This is a genomic window from Rodentibacter caecimuris (genome assembly GCF_010587025.1).
Taxonomy (GTDB): Bacteria; Pseudomonadota; Gammaproteobacteria; order Enterobacterales; family Pasteurellaceae; genus Rodentibacter; species Rodentibacter caecimuris.
Genome location: NZ_CP040863.1, coordinates 2316843 through 2335024, shown reverse-complemented (window position 1 = coordinate 2335024; position 18182 = coordinate 2316843). Strand labels below are relative to the sequence as shown.

General features: G+C 41.8%; 15 protein-coding genes. 8 read left to right on the top strand and 7 right to left on the bottom strand.

Translation table 11 applies throughout. The features are described from left to right. The first annotated feature begins 3 nt into the window (after window positions 1–3). From treB to FEE42_RS11400, 3 genes are all read left to right on the top strand, one after another. A complete protein-coding gene (gene treB, locus FEE42_RS11410) occupies window positions 4–1422 on the top strand; it encodes a PTS trehalose transporter subunit IIBC (RefSeq protein ID WP_164028643.1) in 1419 nt (472 codons plus the stop codon). Window positions 1423–1560: 138 nt separating this feature from the next. Beyond that, window positions 1561–3189, top strand: a complete 1629-nt coding sequence (gene treC / locus FEE42_RS11405) for an alpha,alpha-phosphotrehalase (RefSeq protein WP_164028642.1) — start codon at window positions 1561–1563, stop codon at window positions 3187–3189. Between the two features lie 79 nt (window positions 3190–3268). After that, on the top strand, window positions 3269–3766 hold the full coding sequence (locus tag FEE42_RS11400) for a YbhB/YbcL family Raf kinase inhibitor-like protein (protein ID WP_059367300.1): 498 nt from the start codon (window positions 3269–3271) through the stop codon (window positions 3764–3766). A 62-nt stretch (window positions 3767–3828) separates the two neighbouring features. Here FEE42_RS11400 and rng read toward each other — a convergent pair whose 3' ends face one another. Then, a complete protein-coding gene (rng, locus tag FEE42_RS11395) occupies window positions 3829–5304 on the bottom strand; it encodes a ribonuclease G (protein WP_059367302.1) in 1476 nt (491 codons plus the stop codon). 131 nt (window positions 5305–5435) lie between these two features. On the opposite strand from rng, the gene cmoB reads away from it, so the two are divergent. Next, window positions 5436–6401 carry a tRNA 5-methoxyuridine(34)/uridine 5-oxyacetic acid(34) synthase CmoB gene (gene cmoB, locus FEE42_RS11390; RefSeq protein WP_059367304.1) on the top strand — a complete coding sequence of 322 codons (966 nt, stop codon included), beginning with the start codon at window positions 5436–5438 and terminating at the stop codon, window positions 6399–6401. A gap of 49 nt (window positions 6402–6450) precedes the next feature. Here the strand turns inward: cmoB and FEE42_RS11385 are convergent, their stop codons facing one another. Further along, a complete protein-coding gene (locus tag FEE42_RS11385; protein ID WP_164028640.1) occupies window positions 6451–8721 on the bottom strand; it encodes an NADP-dependent malic enzyme in 2271 nt (756 codons plus the stop codon). A gap of 189 nt (window positions 8722–8910) precedes the next feature. Between FEE42_RS11385 and FEE42_RS11380 the strand changes: the two genes are divergently transcribed. The 3 genes from FEE42_RS11380 (at window position 8911) to FEE42_RS11370 (ending at window position 11535) form a co-directional block, all read left to right on the top strand. Continuing rightward, on the top strand, window positions 8911–9534 hold the full coding sequence (locus FEE42_RS11380) for a DUF1919 domain-containing protein (protein WP_077582463.1): 624 nt from the start codon (window positions 8911–8913) through the stop codon (window positions 9532–9534). Between the two features lie 106 nt (window positions 9535–9640). Continuing rightward, window positions 9641–10345, top strand: coding sequence for a 16S rRNA pseudouridine(516) synthase RsuA (rsuA, locus tag FEE42_RS11375; RefSeq protein WP_077582464.1), 705 nt, complete (start codon window positions 9641–9643; stop codon window positions 10343–10345). Continuing rightward, entirely contained in the window at window positions 10342–11535 is a 1194-nt protein-coding gene (locus tag FEE42_RS11370; RefSeq protein WP_077582465.1) for a Bcr/CflA family multidrug efflux MFS transporter, read from the top strand. The genes rsuA and FEE42_RS11370 overlap by 4 nt, the downstream gene beginning before the upstream one ends. Window positions 11536–11645: 110 nt before the next feature. Here the strand turns inward: FEE42_RS11370 and FEE42_RS11365 are convergent, their stop codons facing one another. From FEE42_RS11365 to FEE42_RS11355, 3 genes are all read right to left on the bottom strand, one after another. After that, window positions 11646–13079 (bottom strand): alanine/glycine:cation symporter family protein, encoded by a 1434-nt coding sequence (locus FEE42_RS11365; RefSeq protein ID WP_135968797.1) that lies wholly within the window; start codon window positions 13077–13079, stop codon window positions 11646–11648. Window positions 13080–13244: 165 nt separating this feature from the next. Then, complete coding sequence (gene nagK, locus FEE42_RS11360) at window positions 13245–14159, bottom strand: N-acetylglucosamine kinase (protein WP_077582467.1); 915 nt, start codon at window positions 14157–14159, stop codon at window positions 13245–13247. Window positions 14160–14228: 69 nt separating this feature from the next. Further along, the gene (locus FEE42_RS11355; protein ID WP_059367319.1) at window positions 14229–14948 is read right to left on the bottom strand and encodes a phosphatase PAP2 family protein; all 720 of its coding nucleotides are present in this window, start codon (window positions 14946–14948) and stop codon (window positions 14229–14231) included. A gap of 67 nt (window positions 14949–15015) precedes the next feature. On the opposite strand from FEE42_RS11355, the gene ribA reads away from it, so the two are divergent. After that, a complete protein-coding gene (gene ribA, locus FEE42_RS11350) occupies window positions 15016–15675 on the top strand; it encodes a GTP cyclohydrolase II (RefSeq protein ID WP_077582469.1) in 660 nt (219 codons plus the stop codon). A gap of 48 nt (window positions 15676–15723) precedes the next feature. Here the strand turns inward: ribA and argG are convergent, their stop codons facing one another. Continuing rightward, complete coding sequence (argG, locus tag FEE42_RS11345) at window positions 15724–17058, bottom strand: argininosuccinate synthase (protein ID WP_077582470.1); 1335 nt, start codon at window positions 17056–17058, stop codon at window positions 15724–15726. 172 nt (window positions 17059–17230) lie between these two features. After that, window positions 17231–18097, bottom strand: coding sequence for a phosphoribosylaminoimidazolesuccinocarboxamide synthase (locus FEE42_RS11340; RefSeq protein WP_059367325.1), 867 nt, complete (start codon window positions 18095–18097; stop codon window positions 17231–17233). Window positions 18098–18182 lie beyond the last annotated feature (85 nt).

The window sequence follows — 18182 nt, the reverse complement described above, 5'->3', positions numbered from 1 at the left end:
TTTATGGCTAAACAGAAAATTGATCCTCAAAATGTGGATAAGCTGATAGTAGCAATTGGCGGACGTGAAAATATTGCAACGGTGACACATTGCATTACCCGTTTACGCTTCGTGTTAAATGATGAAACTAAGGTTGATGCCAAGGCGATTGAAGCCTTACCAATGGTAAAAGCAAATTTTTCGACCGGCGGGCAATATCAAGTTGTGATCGGTCAGGAAGTGAGTGACTATTACAAAATTTTATTAAATAAAACAGGCTTAACGAGCGTAGATAAAGAGCAAGTAAAAGCGGCAGCACGTCAAAATCAAAAATGGTATGAAAGCCTAATTTCACACATGGCGGATATTTTTATTCCTCTTCTACCGGCATTAATTAGCGGTGGTTTGATTCTCGGTTTCCGTAATGTAATCGGCGATATTGCAATGTTCGATGGCAAGACACTGACCCAAATCAGCCCGTTCTGGAACAGTATGCACAGCTTTTTATGGTTGATTGGTGAAGCCATTTTCCATTTCCTACCGGTGGGGATTTGTTGGTCTATCGCCCGTAAAATGGGGACTTCGCCTATTTTAGGTATCATCCTTGGAATTACCCTGGTTTCCTCGCAACTCATGAACTCGTACGCACTCGGTTCACAATTGCCGGAAGCCTGGGATTTTGGTTGGTTCAGTATTGAAAAAGTAGGCTACCAAGCACAAGTGATTCCGGCAATTATGGCAGGTTTAATGCTCTCTTACATTGAGCGTTTTATGACAAAAATCGTACCTGATTTCTTAAATCTCATCATTGTACCTGTCGTATCCATTATCCTTGCCGTGTTTCTCGCCCATAGCATTATCGGGCCTATCGGTCGTGAAATCGGTAATGGTGTAGCCTTTGTCGTGAAACATGCTATGACGGGAGATTTTGCCCCAATCGGTGCGGCATTGTTCGGTTTTCTCTATGCACCGCTTGTGGTCACCGGTGTACATCAAACCTCACTCGCCATTGATATGCAGATGATCCAAAGTATCGGCGGTACGCCGGTGTGGCCAATCATCGCTTTATCCAATATCGCACAAGCCTCTGCGGTAGTCGGTATTCTCTATGTGAACAAAAGCGCGCAATCTCGCGAAGTGGCAATTCCCGCCGCCCTTTCCGCTTATCTCGGCGTGACCGAACCTGCCATGTATGGAATTAACCTCAAATATCGCTTTCCAATGTTATGTGCCATGATTGGCGCTGCCGTAGCAGGATTAATCTGCGGTTTATCCGGCGTGTTAGCCGGTAGTATTGGGGTGGGAGGTTTACCGGGTATTCTTTCCGTTCAATATCAATATTGGGGGGTATTCGGCATTGCAATGCTCGCAGCGATTGTTATCCCATTTGTACTGACGACAATTGTGTATAAACGCAAAGAGAAAGCGGGTGAGTTAGCTTAAGCTAAAAAACTTACAGAAAAACGACCGCACTTTCGCAGTGCTGGAACAACATTCCATGCAGACAGGCGGTCAATGTTTCCCTTATTTTTAAAGGTGCGTAAATTTTCAACTCTACGCAGCCTCCTCGAGAAAGCAACGATGAATAACAATACCCAATGGTGGAAAAACGGTGTTATCTACCAAATCTACCCAAAATCATTCCAAGATACGACAGGCAGTGGCACAGGCGATATTCAAGGTATCATTAAACGTTTGGACTATTTACAAACGCTCGGCATTGATGGCATTTGGATCACGCCTATGTATGTTTCTCCACAAATTGATAACGGTTACGATATCGCCAATTACCGTGAAATTGACCCGAGCTACGGTACGATGACGGATTTCGAGCAACTGATCGCAGAAGCCCATAAACGCAATATTCGTGTTGTAATGGATATGGTATTTAATCATAGCTCGACATTCCACTGTTGGTTTGAAGAGGGAGAAAACCCACAAAGCGAATACCATGACTATTATATTTGGCGTGAAAAACCCACTAACTGGAAATCAAAATTTGGTGGTTCGGCATGGAAATGGTCGGATAAAGCGCAAAAATATTATTTGCATTTATTCGCCCCCGAGCAGGCGGATTTAAATTGGGAAAATCCCAAAGTGCGGTCAGAATTGTTTGAAATTTGCCGCTTTTGGGCAGAAAAAGGCATTGACGGATTACGTTTGGATGTGGTGAATTTGATTTCTAAACCTGAACATTTTGAAGATGATTTCGAGGGAGATGGTCGCCGTTTCTATACCGATGGACATAAGATCCACGAATACCTGCAAATGCTCAATCAACATGCCCTCACGCCTTACAGCTTGATGAGTGTGGGGGAAATGTCTTCCACCAGTCTTGAACATTGCCAACGTTACGCAAATTTAAACGGCACGGAATTGTCTATGACGTTCAATTTTCATCACCTCAAAGTGGATTACCCGAACGGTGAAAAATGGACATACGCCAAGCCTGATTTTGTCGAACTAAAATCAATTTTCAACTATTGGCAACAGGGAATGCACGGCAGAGCGTGGAATGCGCTATTTTGGTGCAACCACGATCAGCCCCGCATTGTTTCACGTTTTGGCGACGAGAGCGAACTTCGCACTACGTCTGCCAAAATGTTAGCCATGCTACTTCACGGTATGCAGGGCACGCCTTATATTTATCAAGGTGAAGAAATTGGTATGACGAACCCGAATTTCACGACAATTAAAAAATATCGTGATGTGGAAAGTTTAAATGCGTATGAGGAACTGAAAGAAAAAGGCATAAATGACGATCTGATTATTAAAATTCTGGCACAAAAATCCCGTGATAATTCCCGCACGCCGGTGCAATGGGATGAGAGTGAAAACGCTGGTTTTTCCACCGCCCAACCTTGGATCGATGTGGCACGCAACTATACTGAAATCAATGTAGAAAAAGCATTAACGGATAAGCACTCGGTGTTTTACACCTACCAAAGCTTAATTAAACTTCGTAAGGAATTACCAATTTTAACCGAGGGCAATTACACCGATTTACTCCCGAATCACCCGTCCGTTTGGGCATATCAACGTCAAGCTAACGAACAAACCCTCACTGTGTTGGCAAATTTGAGCCATCAACCGCAATCTGTTGAGTTAAATGTGAAAGGCGAGGTATTAATGAATAACTATGATGAGTTGTCATTAGAAGAAAATAAAGTGCTATTAATGCCTTATCAGAGCATCTATTTGTTGGCTTAATATCATCGGCGGTAGTTTTCTCAGTGAGATATGCTAGTATTTCAAACCATCGCTCATTAACCAAAATAAGGAGAATATGATGATCGTAACCAGTTCTGCCATCAAAAATGGGGTATTTGAAGACAAATACGGCAAACGTGGAACCCAATTTAGCCCAAACGGTATGCCTACCTATTCCATTCCCTTTGAAATTAAAAGTGCGCCGGAAGGTACAAAATCTTTCGCCGTGGTACTTGAAGATAAAGACGCGATTACCGCAAGCGGATTTGTTTGGATTCACTGGTTAATCGCCAATCTTGAACGCACAAGTGTGCAAGAAAACGAAAGCCAAACCGCAACGGATTATGTACAAGGTGCGAATTCTTGGGCAAGTGTGTTAGGCAAATTTGAACTTGATGAGGCCTCCGCTTACGGTGGTATGGCTCCCCCGAATTGTTTACATCGTTATGAGTTGATTGTGTATGCCCTCGATACCAAACTCGATGTTAAACCGGGTTTTCGTTTCAATGATCTTCATTTTGCCATGCAAGGTCATATTTTAGAGCAAGCGGTTGTGATGGGAACTTATGATGTTTAGCCGACGATAAACTAAAAAGAGCGGTCAATTTGACCGCTCTTTTTTAACTTGATCCTAGCTTACTACATCACCACAACATCAAACTGCTCTTGGTTATAAAACGGCTCGGTTTTCACCTGAACACGTTTACCGATAAACATTTCCACTTCAGGAAGCAGCCCGTGAGATTCTTCATTAATGAGATATCCCGCAACAGCAGGAGACGCATATACCACAAATTGCTCGCTGCTGAATAAATGATAAACACGAATAATTTCCCGCATAATCTCATAGCACACGGTTTCCACGGTTTTCACATGACCGCGACCGCGACATACCGAACATTCATCACATAAAATATGTTCCAGACTTTCACGGGTTCGTTTACGCGTCATTTCCACCAAACCAAGTTGGGTAAAGCCGTTTACATTGGTCTTCACCCGATCCTTAGCCAAAGCATCCTGTAATGATTCCAACACTCGATTTTGATGATCTTCCAGCTGCATATCAATAAAATCAATAATGATAATACCGCCAAGATTACGTAGCTGAAGTTGCTGCGCAATGGTTTTTGTTGCCTCAATATTGGTGTTGAAAATGGTTTCTTCTAAATTTCGATGACCCACAAATGCACCGGTATTAATGTCAATAGTGGTCATAGCCTCCGTTTGCTCAATAATTAAATAACCGCCGGATTTTAAATTAACACGTTTATCCAAGGCTTGCTGAATGCTACTTTCCACAGCATACACATCAAAGAGCGGTTGATTTCCCGTATAAAGTACAAGTTTATCACTTAATTCAGGCATAAATTCATCGGTAAACTCCTTTACTTCGTTAAAGCAAATGTTGGAATCAATACGAATTTTTTCTAATCTTGTACCGATAAAATCACGCAAAATACGCTGCGGTAATGCCGGCTCACCATAAATTTTTGAACGGGTTGGATATTTACTTTTACGCTCTAATACCTTGCGCCATAAACGTTTGAGAAATTCCGCATCTTGGCGGAGTTCTTCCTCTGTCGCCCCTTCGGTCGCCGTGCGAATAATAAACCCGCCCAATTCATCGCAGAAGGGTTCCACCAACGCTTTTAAGCGGCAACGCTCTTCTTCACTTTCAATACGTTGTGAAACGCCTACATGACTGTTTTCCGGCATAAACACTAGGTAGCGGGAAGGTAATGTAATATCGGTAGTTAAGCGCGCGCCTTTTGTGCCTAGCGGATCTTTTACCACTTGAACCACAATATCCTGCCCTTCACGTACCAGTTCCGAAATACTCTTTACTTTAAACTGTTTCTGCTCATTTTCATCCACACATTCAGTATGAGATACAATATCGGAAGCATGTAAAAAAGCCGCTTTTTCCAAACCGATATCCACAAATGCGGACTGCATTCCGGGTAATACGCGCGTAACCCGCCCTTTATAAATATTCCCTACGATACCGCGCTTTGCCTGGCGTTCAATATGGACTTCTTTTAATACGCCCATTTCCACTAATGCAATACGCGTTTCATTGGGGGTTACATTCATCAATAACTCTACGGCATCCATTATTTCTTGTCTCTGAATCTTATTTTCACAAATAGAATAATAAATCTAAATAAGGTAGAATGCGAGCTTTCTTAGATCCTCAATACCTTTTCTAGGATTATTTTGCGCTAAAAAGCCCGTAAGGAACCAAAATGATCGATTTTCGCCCATTTTATCAACAAATCGCGACAAGCCCATTATCCGATTGGTTGGATACCCTCCCCCTTCAACTCAAAGCGTGGGAAAAACAAACCCATGGTGACTATGAAAAATGGTCAAAAGTCGTGGATTTTCTGCCTGATTTACATGCTGAGAGGATTGACCTCAAAAATGCAGTGAAATCCGACCGCACTTCTCCGCTCTCAGAAGGTGAAAAACAACGCGTCATTCACCATTTAAAACAGCTCATGCCTTGGCGGAAAGGGCCTTATCATTTATTCGGTATTCATGTGGATTGCGAATGGCGTTCCGATTTTAAATGGGATCGTCTTCTCCCACATCTTGCCCCATTAAAAGATCGCACTATTTTAGATGTGGGCTGCGGTAGCGGTTATCATATGTGGCGTATGCTGGGTGAGGGAGCAAAAATGGTGGTAGGCATTGATCCTACCGAACTTTTTCTCTGCCAGTTTGAAGCCGTACGTAAATTATTAAACAACGATCGGCGCGTAAACCTTATTCCGCTAGGCATAGAACAAATGCAGCCTCTTGCCGCTTTTGACACGGTTTTTTCCATGGGCGTACTTTATCATAGAAAATCGCCCTTGGACCATCTGACCCAGCTAAAAAATCAGCTGAAAAAAGATGGAGAATTAGTGCTGGAAACCCTAGTCATTGATGGCGATGTCAATAGCGTTCTCGTACCGACCAATCGCTACGCAAAAATGAAAAACGTATATTTTATTCCGTCCGTTCACGCCTTAATAAACTGGTTGGAAAAAGCGGGTTTTACCAACGTTCGCTGTGTGGACGTTGCCATTACAACACTGGAAGAACAACGTAAAACCGATTGGCTGGAAAATGAAAGCCTCATTGATTTTTTAGATCCGAATGATCACAGTAAAACAATTGAGGGCTACCCTGCACCTAAAAGAGCAGTCATTTTGGCGAATAAATAAAACAAAAAAGTGCGGTTAAAATTAACCGCACTTTTCATGAATAAAACAGCTAATCTTGCTGTGCTTGTACCGCTGCGTAAGCAATCATATTAATAATACGGCGAACGGAGGCTGACGGATTTAAAATATGGGCGGATTTATTTACCCCCATAAGGATAGGACCGACAGTCACCGCGGTTGTTGTACCGCGTAGCAAGCTGTAACTAATACGCGCCGCACTTAAATTCGGGAAAACCAACAAGTTTGCAGAACCTTTTAGCGGGCTATCCGGCATAATTTCTCTACGGTGAGCCTCATTCATCGCTAAATCACCGCGAATTTCACCATCGATCATCAAGTTAGGATCACGAGCTTTCACAATTTCCAAGACTTCACGCATCTTCGGTGCGCCTAATTCGTTAGATGAACCGTAATTTGAATGCGAAAGCAATGCAACCGCAGGTTCGATTCCGAAACGATGCACTTCTTCTGCCGCCATTAGCGTAATTTCAGCCAGCTCTTCCGTATTCGGATCTAAGTTTACATGGGTGTCCGTTAAGAATACATTACCGGTCGGCAATACCAAACTCTGTAATGTTGCCGGAATTTTCACGCCCTCTTTTAAACCGATAATATCTTGAATTGAGGCTAAATGTTTAGCGTAAGAACCGAATAAGCCACATATCAAACCATCTGCATAACCAAGGCTAACTAAAACTGCGGCAAGTACGGTTGTATTTGAACGAGCGACACGTTTAGCAATCGCTTGGGTAATGCCTTTTCGTTTCGTTAATTCATAATAGTATTTCCAACATTCTTCATAGCGAGGGTTGTTTTCATTATTGATAATCTCAAAATCAACACCAGGTTGTAAGCGTAAACCAAGTTTTTTGATTTTTTCTTCAATAATACTTTCACGACCAATCAAAATCGGTTTCGCCAATCCCATAGAAACAACTTCTTGTGTAGCATGTAGCGCGTTCGTTTCTTCCCCTTCGGCAAGAATAATACGCTGCGGAGATTGTTTTGCCTGATTGAAAATCGGACGCATAAATAAACTGGTTTTATAAACAAACTGAGTGAGTTTTTCGGTATATTCAGCCCAATTATCAATAGGACGTGTTGCCACGCCGGATTCCATTGCTGCTTTTGCCACCGCCGGTGCGATACGAACAATTAAGCGAGGATCGAATGGGCGGGGAATCACATATTCCGGCCCAAATGTCACGCCTTTACCTCCATAGGCGGAAGTCACTACATCATTTTGTTCTTCAAGGGCAAGATCGGCGATCGCATAAACGGCCGCCCGCTTCATTTCTTCATTAATTGCTGTCGCCCCAACATCCAAGGCTCCACGGAAAATAAACGGGAAACAAAGTACATTATTTACTTGATTCGGGTAGTCGGATCGACCTGTACATACGATCGCATCAGGACGAACGGCTTTAGCTTCCGGCGGGGTAATTTCCGGATTAGGGTTAGCCAACGCAAGAATTATCGGATGCGCTGCCATGGTTTTAACCATATCTTGTGTCAATGCCCCTGCGGCTGAACAACCAAGAAAAATATCCGCATTCGGAATGGCATCTGCCAACGTACGCCATCCGTTATCTGCAATCGCATAATCTTCTTTTGTTTGATCCATGCGATCACCTCGGTTTTTATATACCACACCTTTTGAATCGCAAATTGTGATATTTTCACGTTTCATTCCGAGGGAAAGTAATAAATTCAAACAAGCGATTGAAGCGGCACCCGCACCTGATGCAACAAGTCGTACCTCTTCAATTTTTTTGCCTATAATACGAAGTGAATTAATAATTGCGGCGGCACTAATAATTGCCGTACCGTGTTGATCATCATGAAATACGGGAATATTCATTCGCTCACGTAATTTTTGCTCAATATAGAAACATTCCGGTGCTTTGATATCTTCAAGGTTTACGCCGCCAAAAGTAGGCTCAAGAGAAGCGATAATATCCACTAATTTATCAGGATCATGTTCATTTACTTCAATATCAAATACGTTAATACCGGCAAACTTTTTAAACAATACCCCTTTTCCCTCCATAACGGGCTTTCCTGCAAGTGCGCCGATATTACCTAACCCCAATACCGCCGTACCGTTTGAAATCACAGCCACTAAGTTTCCGCGCGCCGTATATTTGTAAGACGCCAAGGGATCTTTTTCAATTTCCAAACAGGGCTCCGCCACACCGGGAGAATAAGCGAGGGCTAAATCGCGCTGGGTTGCCAATGATTTGGTCGGGGTAACTTCAATTTTTCCCGGAATAGGAAATTCGTGAAAATCCAATGCTGCTTGGCGTAGTTGTTCGCTCATATAAATACTCCATTGTGGTTGATACGGAACTTGGTTCGCACAGAACCAAATTGAAAAACGGCTTGATTATACTCCGTTTTCTTTTCCAAATTTGTGATGAACCGCAAATTTTCACAAATCTTTTACAAAAATTACAGGTTGAATTAATAGGTTAAAAAGAGTAGGATCACGCAATCGGGAGACACTCTTTTGCTATCGAAAGTCAAATATGCAGTTAATCGGCTGCAAAGAAAATTCATTAATAATCAACTCAAATCACGCTTGAACAACCATGGTATGACGGTTATCTCCGCCAACTGTGTCGGTGCGTTTATTTTGCATGATCTTGGTGAACCTTTTAACTCACCTTTTGTGAATCTTTATTTAAGCCCTAAAGACTTTATTCGTTATTTGCAAAATATCACCTTTTACCAACAGCAGTCCCTTGAATTTGTCGTCTCTGAAAAAACCTATCCGGTCGGTAAATTGGCAGATATTGAAATTCATTTCATGCATTATCACAGTGAACAGGAAGCAAGAGAAAAATGGCAAATCCGCTCAGCTCGGATCAACCCCGATAATTTATTTATCATCATGACAGATAAAGACGGCGCACAAGGTATTGATGATGAAAACCTCGTCGCCTTTGATCGGCTTCCGTTTAAAAATAAAGTGGTGTTTACCCACAAACCTTACCCGGAATTAGGCTCTGCCTTTTACATCAAAGGTTTTGAACAGCAAAACCAAGTGGGTGATTTATTCACATTTTCCGGTTGGAATGGAATGAAGTATTACGATCAATTTGATTACGTATCTTGGTTTAATCAAACTTAATTTATCATTATTTCTTAATCCCACGGGTGTTTTTTTATTTTTCTTTATCCTGCCGGCAGATTCAAATCGGTGTAAAACACCTCCAACTATTAAAAAGAGAAATCTTATGCGATTAGATAAATTTATAGCCGAAAATACCGGTTTAACCCGTTCTCAAGCCACCAAAGCCATTCGCCAAAGTGCGGTCAAAATTAACGGTGAAATTGAAAAAAACAGCGCACGTAAAATTTCAAAAGAAGACGAAATTTATTTTGAAGATAGCTTGCTCGCTTGGTTGGAAAGCGGTCAATATTTTATGTTGAATAAACCTCAGGGCTGTGTCTGTTCACATGACGACGGAGACTATCCCACGATTTACCAATTCTTTGACTATCCTCTTGCAGGAAAATTACATAGTGCGGGGCGTTTAGATGCGGATACAAGCGGGCTTGTTTTACTCACCGACGACGGGCAATGGTCGCACCGCATCACCTCTCCTAAACATCATTGTGAAAAAACGTATTTAGTTACTCTTGCCGATCCTGTTGAAGCCCATTATACGCAGGCCTGTGAAGAAGGCATTTTATTACGCGGAGAAAAAACGCCGACTAAGCCCGCAAAGCTTGAGATTCTAGATGATTACAATGTCAATCTCACCATTTCAGAAGGGCGTTATCACCAAGTAAAACGAATGTTTGCCGCGCTAGGTAACAAAGTTGTCGGGCTACACCGTTGGAAAATAGGTACGCTGGAATTAGACGAAAGTTTGGAAGAAGGTGAATACCGCCCACTCACACAAACAGAAATTAACAGTTTAAGTAAAATACTATGAAGCAAAATATAAAACCAACCTTTATTTTTATTATGACCCTCGGCATTTTGTCTATGTTGCCGCCTTTTGGTGTCGATATGTATTTGCCGTCCTTTTTAGAAATTGCCAAAGATTTCAATATCAGCCCGGAACAAGTGCAACACACGCTTACCGCCTTTGCATACGGTATGGCATTCGGACAGTTATTTTGGGGACCGTTCGGTGATAGTTTCGGACGCAAACCGATCATTTTGATCGGCGTGATTATCAGCGCCATTGCCGCATTGATTTTGACCGAAATCAATTCTATCGGAAATTTCACCGCACTTCGTTTTATTCAAGGATTCTTCGGTGCAGCACCTGTGGTGCTTTCCGGCGCATTGTTGCGCGATTTATTCAGTAAAAATGAATTATCAAAAGTGATATCCACTATTACGCTAGTGTTTATGATTGCCCCTTTGGTTGCCCCAATTATCGGCGGTTACATCGTAAAATATTTCCACTGGCACGCTATTTTTTATGTCATTGCATTAATGGGCATATTATCGACATTGTTAGTATTTTTTATCATTCCCGAAACCCATAAAAAAGAAAACCGTATTCCACTCCGTTTAAACATTATTGCCCGAAACTTTATGAGCCTATGGAAACAAAAACAAGTGTTAGGCTATATGTTTGCCGCCTCTTTCGGGTTTGGCGGTTTGTTTGCTTTCATTACTGCCGGTTCTATTGTGTATATCGGAATTTACGGTATTCCTGTCGATAAATTCGGCTACTTCTTTATGCTGAATATTGCCATTATGACTTTCGCCTCTTTCCTAAACGGGCGATTTGTAATAAAAGTCGGGGCGGAAACCATGTTACGCATTGGGATTGCGATTCAATTTTTATCGGGAGTTTGGCTTATACTGACCGCACTTTTTGATTTCGGCTTTTGGTCAATGGCGATAGGTGTAGCGTTTTTTGTCGGACAAAACCCGCTAATATCCTCCAATGCTATGGCATCAATTTTAGAAAAATTCCCGACCATATCCGGTACCGCCAATTCCTTAGTAGGCAGTGTACGTTTTGCGACCGGAGCAGTCATTGGCAGCTTAGTCGCCACCATGAAAATGGATACTGCCGCGCCAATGCTGTTCACGATGGGCGCTTGTGTCGTCATTGCCGTATTCGCCTATTATTTTCTAACTTATCGAAATTTACCGCGATAAAAAATGCGGTCAATATTATTCACAAACTCGCTTACTCGTTTGCTCACCCCTATCAGGGGTGTTGGCAAAGCCAACGCTCAAAAAACGTTGTTTTTTGTGACCGCACTTTGTTATTTCCAAGTTTGTTGTTCAAACACACGTTTTCTCAATTCCGGATAATCTTCAATTTTAAATTCCGGTGTTTTTCCGGCTTTAAGTTGATGTCGATAATCCTTCAGTAATTTCCATACAATCGGTGAAAGTAGCACAATTGCAACCAAATTAAGAATTGCCATTACCGCCATAACCGTATCGGCAAAATTCCACACCACATTGCCTGAACGCACTGCACCGAAATAAACGAAAAACAGAACCGTCAAACGGAATAACAATACAAACCAAGGTTTATTCTTAATAAAACGGATATTACTTTCCGCGTAAGCATAGTTTCCGATAATTGAAGAATAAGCAAAAAGCAACAAGATAAATGCAAGGAAATGCAAGCCAAATTCACCTACATGATATTGCAAGGCGTTTTGTGTGAGAGAAATACTTTTGAGCGCTTCACTGCCATAATTATTTGAAAGCAAAATCACCACAGCGGTACAAGTACACACCATCATGGTGTCCACAAATACGCCTAACATTTGGACTAAACCTTGGCTGACAGGGTGTTTCACGTGAGCAGCCGCTGCCGCATTAGGCGCCGATCCCATACCGGCTTCATTGGAAAATAAACCACGTTTAATCCCCATCATCATCGCTTTAGAAACCATCGCACCAAAAAAGCCGCCTGCCGCCGCATCAAAAGTAAAGGCGCTTTTGATGATGTTACCCACGACGGTTGGCACCATCTCAATATTCATACCAAGAATAATGACCGCCATAATTAAGTAAAATAACGCCATCATAGGGACAAGACTACTGGAAATCACAGCAATACGTTTGATACCGCCAAAAATAATAGCGGCGGTTAAAATAACTAATGCAATACCGACATACTCACCCTGCCAATCCCAAGCATTATGCGTTGCTTCCACAATGGCATTTGATTGCACGGAATTGAACGCAAAACCAAAAGTAAAAATAAGGGCGACGGCAAATGCCACTGCCATACTGCGTGACTTCAACCCTTGTACCATATAGTAGGCCGGCCCGCCACGAAATGAGCCGTCTTTATCCTGAACTTTAAATAGCTGTGCTAAAGTAGACTCCGCAAAGGCACTCGACATACCAATAAAAGCCGTCACCCACATCCAAAACACCGCGCCCTCTCCACCGAGCGCGATAGCGGTCGCAACACCGCCAATATTGCCTACCCCAACACGGCTTGCTAATCCGGTGGCGAAAGCTTGAAACGGTGTTAAAGAATTTCCTTCAGCGGCCCGTCCAAACCACATTTCTCGAATACTGACAGGAAATAACCGCAATTGTACAAAGCCGGTGGTAATGGTAAAAAACAGACCTACACCAAGTAAAACGATAATTGTCAGGTTCCATAACGGTTCATCAAGATGTTCAACAATCCACATTAAGAATTGTTCTAAATAAGCAATTAATTCCATAGCATTCCTTCAAATAAATATGAAGGCAGAATTGTAGTGAAGAAGAATGAAAAAAGCGATATTTATCAAAAAATAAATCCATTTAAAAAGATTTTATCTAATAAAAACAAACAATCATTAGATAAAAATAAAAGGCGTATAGAGAAAATATACGCCTTTAAAAGATTATTTAGTTAAAAATAATGCTGCCGCACCACGAACACCGCCGGAATCACCATGTTTGGCTTTTTTAATCGGCGGTACTTTTGCCGTACGCATTAAATGAGGCGGTAAAGCTTTCGGCAGCGCCTCATAGAGATAGTCAAAATTAGACAGACCGCCACCTAATACAATCATATGCGGGTCGAATGCCGTGATAATATTGCCGATAGAAATAGCCGCCAATTCAACAAAAAGATTCACAAAATCGACCGCACTTTCTTTGCCCCGATAAAAGGCATCGATAATTTCACGGGCAGACAGCTTTTCCCCTTTGAGATCATGGTACAGCATTTCAAAACCACGACCGGAAAGATAGGTATCTAAGCACGCGTTATTACCGCAGCCACAGTCATAAATCGGGGCGTTATCCCAACCTAATAATTTCAACGCATGATAATTTAATTGCAAATGCCCAAGTTCACCAGCCATACCGACTTGACCGGAATGGACTTTCCCATTCAGCACAAAACCGCCGCCAAATCCTGTACCGAGAATCAATCCAAGTACGGTGGGATATTGTTGGTTTTCCTCATCCCATGCTTCAGATAAAGCAAAACAATTTGCATCATTTTCCGCCCGCACTTCACGCCCCAAACGCGCAGAAAGATCACGTAAAATCGGCTTACCATCGGCAACACGAATATTGGTAATTTCCGCAAGCCCTGTTTGTTGATTCACAAATCCCGGCACCCCTAACCCAACTGTGCCACATTCACCAAATTGCTCATCGGCACGATTGACTAAATCCGCAATCACATTCAGCCATTCGTCATAATCCGTTTTAGGCGTCGGCACGCGTTCAGAATACAGTTTTTCTAGTTTCTCATTAAATACGGCAAGTTCAATTTTTGTGCCGCCAATATCTAACCCATAGTACATAATCGGCTCCTTTTCTAAAACTGTGCGGTTAAAATCTCGGTTAATTTTAACCGCACTTAAATTTTTCTGTTATGACGAAGATCGTTTTTTCTGTAAAAAACCAAAAATAACCAGGTTCACCAACCAAGCAAAAACCGTTGCAACAAAAAGATCTATCGGATAATGCATACCAAGACGCACACGGCTAATCAGCATAAGCAAACTCCACACTGCCATAATGCCCACCAATAGCTTAGCTTTCCACGAACGATTGCCTAATAATTGCGTGAATCCGACTGCAAGCATTAACCATGTAGCAGCAAAAATGGTGTGTCCCGACGGGAAAGCATAGCCGGTTTCATTTTCATAATGGTTTACCAACCAAGCCGGTGTGTTTGGCTGCGTAGAATAAAAGTTTTTTGCAATAATTGCCCGCTGAGTGCGGTCATTTTCATAAAATTTTTCTGTTGTTTGATTAGTTTGTTCCGCTAGATATACCGTGAACGGGCGTGGTTCTTTGAACATCGCCTTTAATCCCGTTTTTACCGCTTGAGTGGCAATAACGGAAAATGCCATCACAGCCACCCCTAACATCCACTGTTTACGACTTTTAAACAAAAAGCCAAAAATAAGTGCAAACACGCCACAGGTAATCAAAGCATAAGGCACACTACCGGTTTCAGTAAGCAAATAAAGCCAATAATCCGCCTCCGTTAATTGTTCATTGCCATGCCATTGATAGGAAAATCCCCACATAAAAAACGGTACAAGACAAAGTAATAACGTATATAATGACAGCCTCTTAAACATGCTCACCCCTTAATAATTAAAATAACGTGCGCATTTTAGCAGAAATGAAAATGAATAAGGATAGCTTATGACAAAAATTCAGCTGGTTGCTCAAGCCAATTTACCTACCGAATACGGTATTTTTAAAATGGTAGGGTTTGAATTTCCTGATACGAAAAAAGAACATGTTGCGTTAGTAATGGGCGATATTTCAAACAGCGATGAGCCTGTTTTAGCCCGAATTCATTCCGAGTGCTTAACCGGTGATGCCCTGCATAGTTTGAAATGCGACTGCGGTTTCCAACTTGCTACTGCGCTCCGTCAAATTAAGGAAGAAGGGCGTGGTGTCTTAATTTATCACCGTGAAGAAGGACGTGGTATCGGCTTAATTAATAAAATTCGTGCTTACTCACTACAAGATCAAGGAATGGATACGATTGAAGCGAACCTCGCGCTAGGTTTCAAAGCGGATGAACGCAATTTTGAAGTTTGTGCCGATATATTTGAATTATTAGGGGTAAAAAAAGTGCGTTTAATGACAAACAATCCTGAAAAAGTGGAAACTATGAAAAAAGCCGGGATTAATGTCGTTGAGCGTGTGCCGTTAAATGTGGGCGAAAATCGCTACAATACAAAATATTTAGACACAAAAGCCAAAAAAATGGGGCATTACATTATTCATAACAATGAAGAACATCTAATGAATTGCCCACATTGCCAAGAAGAAGTGGTGCTTAATAAAAAATAAAGCAAAATATAACCGCACTTTTGTGCGGTTATTCATCTCAATTCAATGTTATTTTTTACCTAACTGTGGCAAAACCGAGTTTTTATTCGATACCAATAAACCGGTTTCCGCATAGATTCCCAATTTACCACGGGTATCGGCAACATCAAGATTACGCATGGTTAATTGACCGATACGATCAATCGGATCAAACGGTGCGTCTTCCACTTTTTCCATGCTCAAACGCTCTGCCTCGTAAGTTAAATTCGGCGATTCTGTATTTAAGATTGTGAAATCGTTACCGCGGCGTAATTCTAACGTCACCGTACCTGTAATCGCCTTAGCAACCCAACGTTGCGCCGTTTCACGTAACATTAATGCTTGCGGATCAAACCAACGACCTTGGTATAACAAACGACCTAAGCGTAAACCATTAATCCGGTATTGTTCAATGGTATCTTCGTTATGAATTCCCGTTACTAAACGCTCGTAGGCAATGTGCAATAATGCCATTCCCGGTGCTTCATAAATACCGCGGGATTTTGCTTCAATAATACGGTTTTCAATTTGATCGGACATGCCTAAACCATGGCGGCCACCAATACGGTTGGCTTCAAGCATCATTTCTACCGAATCATCAAAACGTTTACCGTTTAATGCTACCGGTACACCTTCTTCAAAGGTGACTGTTACTGTTTCCGGTTTGATTTCAACGTTTTCGTCCCAAAATGCCACGCCCATAATTGGTTTGACAATTTTCATACCGGTACTTAATTCTTCCAAATCTTTTGCTTCATGGGTTGCACCAAGAATATTGGAATCCGTTGAATAGGCTTTTTCCACCGACATTTTGTAATCAAAGCCGTTTTCAATTAAGAATTTAGACATCTCAAAACGACCGCCCAGCTCGTGGATAAATTGATCATCCAACCAAGGTTTATAAATTTTTAATTTTGGATTGGTTAATAAACCGTAACGGTAGAAACGTTCAATATCGTTACCTTTAAAAGTCGAACCATCTCCCCAAATATTGACATCATCTTCTTTCATCGCCGCAACGAGCATGGTACCGGTTACCGCACGACCAAGCGGCGTGGTATTGAAGTAAGGAATACCGCCTGTTGAAATGTGGAATGCGCCACATTGAATCGCCGCAATCCCTTCGTGAACCAACTGAGCGCGGCAATCAACCAAACGAGCATTTTCCGCCCCATAAGCCATCGCTTTTTTAGGAATCGCATTATAATCATCCTCATCCGGCTGACCTAAATTTGCCGTATAAGCATAAGGCACCGCACCTTTTTGACGCATCCAAAGTAATGCCGCACTGGTATCTAAACCGCCGGAAAAGGCAATCCCTACTTTTTGACCTTTGGGTAAACCTTGCAAAATCGTATTTGACATATTTTTTCCTTACTTAACGTTGTTTTGAATATTTAATCATTTTAAGTGAATAAAAACTCGATAAAATATAACCGCACTTCTATCATTTGTCTAGCGGTTTCCATACTAAGCAAACCATTTTTACGGCTTTTTATCTATAAAAATCCCTGCCTTCTTAGCAGGGTTTTTAGCATTATTGAGTTAAAAGATCTAAAGCCTCTTGGTATTTCGCAACCGTCTTTTCAATCACATCAGCCGGAACTTTAGGTGCCGGCGGTTGTTTGTTCCAACCGCTATTTTCCAACCAGTCACGCACAAATTGCTTATCAAACGAAGGCGGATTCGTACCTTCTTTATAAGTATCAATCGACCAAAAACGGCTTGAATCCGGCGTTAATACCTCATCCATCAAGGTTAGCGTACCCTCTTCATCCAGCCCAAATTCAAATTTAGTATCACAGATAATAATGCCTTTAGTGAGTGCATATTCCGCCGCTGCCGTATAAAGCGCAATCGCTTTTTCTTTAACTTGAGCCGCCAAATCAGCGCCAATTAATTTTTCACATTCTTCATAGCTGATATTAATATCGTGATTACCCACTTCCTCTTTGCTTGACGGAGTAAAAATCGGCTCCGGCAATTTGCTTGCTTCCAGCAAACCTTCCGGCAGCTTCAAGCCACAAATCGTGCCGGTTTGCTGATAGTCTTTTAACCCGCTTCCGGTTAAATAACCGCGCACAATAGATTCAATTTTAATCGGATTCAAACGTTTGCAAACTACCGCGCGATCTTTCACTAAATCCGCTTCTTCTTTTGGCAATACATCATAAACAGAATCGCCGGTGAAATGGTTCGGCATAATATGCGCCAATTTGTTAAACCAAAAATTAGAAATTTGCGTCAAAATCTCGCCTTTTCGTGGAATAGGATCATCTAAAATCACATCAAATGCCGAGAGCCGATCTGTGGCGACCATCAACATTCGCTTATCATCAATTTCGTAAAGATCACGCACTTTGCCGGAGTAGATTTTTTTCAGACTTAGGTTTTGTTGTGTCATGGGTTATACCTTTTTATTGCGGTAAAAAATCGGCGCATATTGTACCGCACTTTTTAAGCAAACGTTTGCTATTTTTGAAAAAATA

What these genes read in the sequence shown, in the direction of transcription:
- treB (WP_164028643.1), top strand. Translation starts at nt 4, where the DNA reads ATGGCTAAACAGAAAATTGATCCTCAAAATGTGGATAAGCTGATAGTA.
- treC (WP_164028642.1), top strand. Translation starts at nt 1,561, where the DNA reads ATGAATAACAATACCCAATGGTGGAAAAACGGTGTTATCTACCAAATC.
- FEE42_RS11400 (WP_059367300.1), top strand. Translation starts at nt 3,269, where the DNA reads ATGATCGTAACCAGTTCTGCCATCAAAAATGGGGTATTTGAAGACAAA.
- rng (WP_059367302.1), bottom strand. Translation starts at nt 5,304, where the DNA reads ATGGATGCCGTAGAGTTATTGATGAATGTAACCCCCAATGAAACGCGT.
- cmoB (WP_059367304.1), top strand. Translation starts at nt 5,436, where the DNA reads ATGATCGATTTTCGCCCATTTTATCAACAAATCGCGACAAGCCCATTA.
- FEE42_RS11385 (WP_164028640.1), bottom strand. Translation starts at nt 8,721, where the DNA reads ATGAGCGAACAACTACGCCAAGCAGCATTGGATTTTCACGAATTTCCT.
- rsuA (WP_077582464.1), top strand. Translation starts at nt 9,641, where the DNA reads ATGCGATTAGATAAATTTATAGCCGAAAATACCGGTTTAACCCGTTCT.
- FEE42_RS11370 (WP_077582465.1), top strand. Translation starts at nt 10,342, where the DNA reads ATGAAGCAAAATATAAAACCAACCTTTATTTTTATTATGACCCTCGGC.
- FEE42_RS11365 (WP_135968797.1), bottom strand. Translation starts at nt 13,079, where the DNA reads ATGGAATTAATTGCTTATTTAGAACAATTCTTAATGTGGATTGTTGAA.
- nagK (WP_077582467.1), bottom strand. Translation starts at nt 14,159, where the DNA reads ATGTACTATGGGTTAGATATTGGCGGCACAAAAATTGAACTTGCCGTA.
- FEE42_RS11355 (WP_059367319.1), bottom strand. Translation starts at nt 14,948, where the DNA reads ATGTTTAAGAGGCTGTCATTATATACGTTATTACTTTGTCTTGTACCG.
- ribA (WP_077582469.1), top strand. Translation starts at nt 15,016, where the DNA reads ATGACAAAAATTCAGCTGGTTGCTCAAGCCAATTTACCTACCGAATAC.
- argG (WP_077582470.1), bottom strand. Translation starts at nt 17,058, where the DNA reads ATGTCAAATACGATTTTGCAAGGTTTACCCAAAGGTCAAAAAGTAGGG.
- FEE42_RS11340 (WP_059367325.1), bottom strand. Translation starts at nt 18,097, where the DNA reads ATGACACAACAAAACCTAAGTCTGAAAAAAATCTACTCCGGCAAAGTG.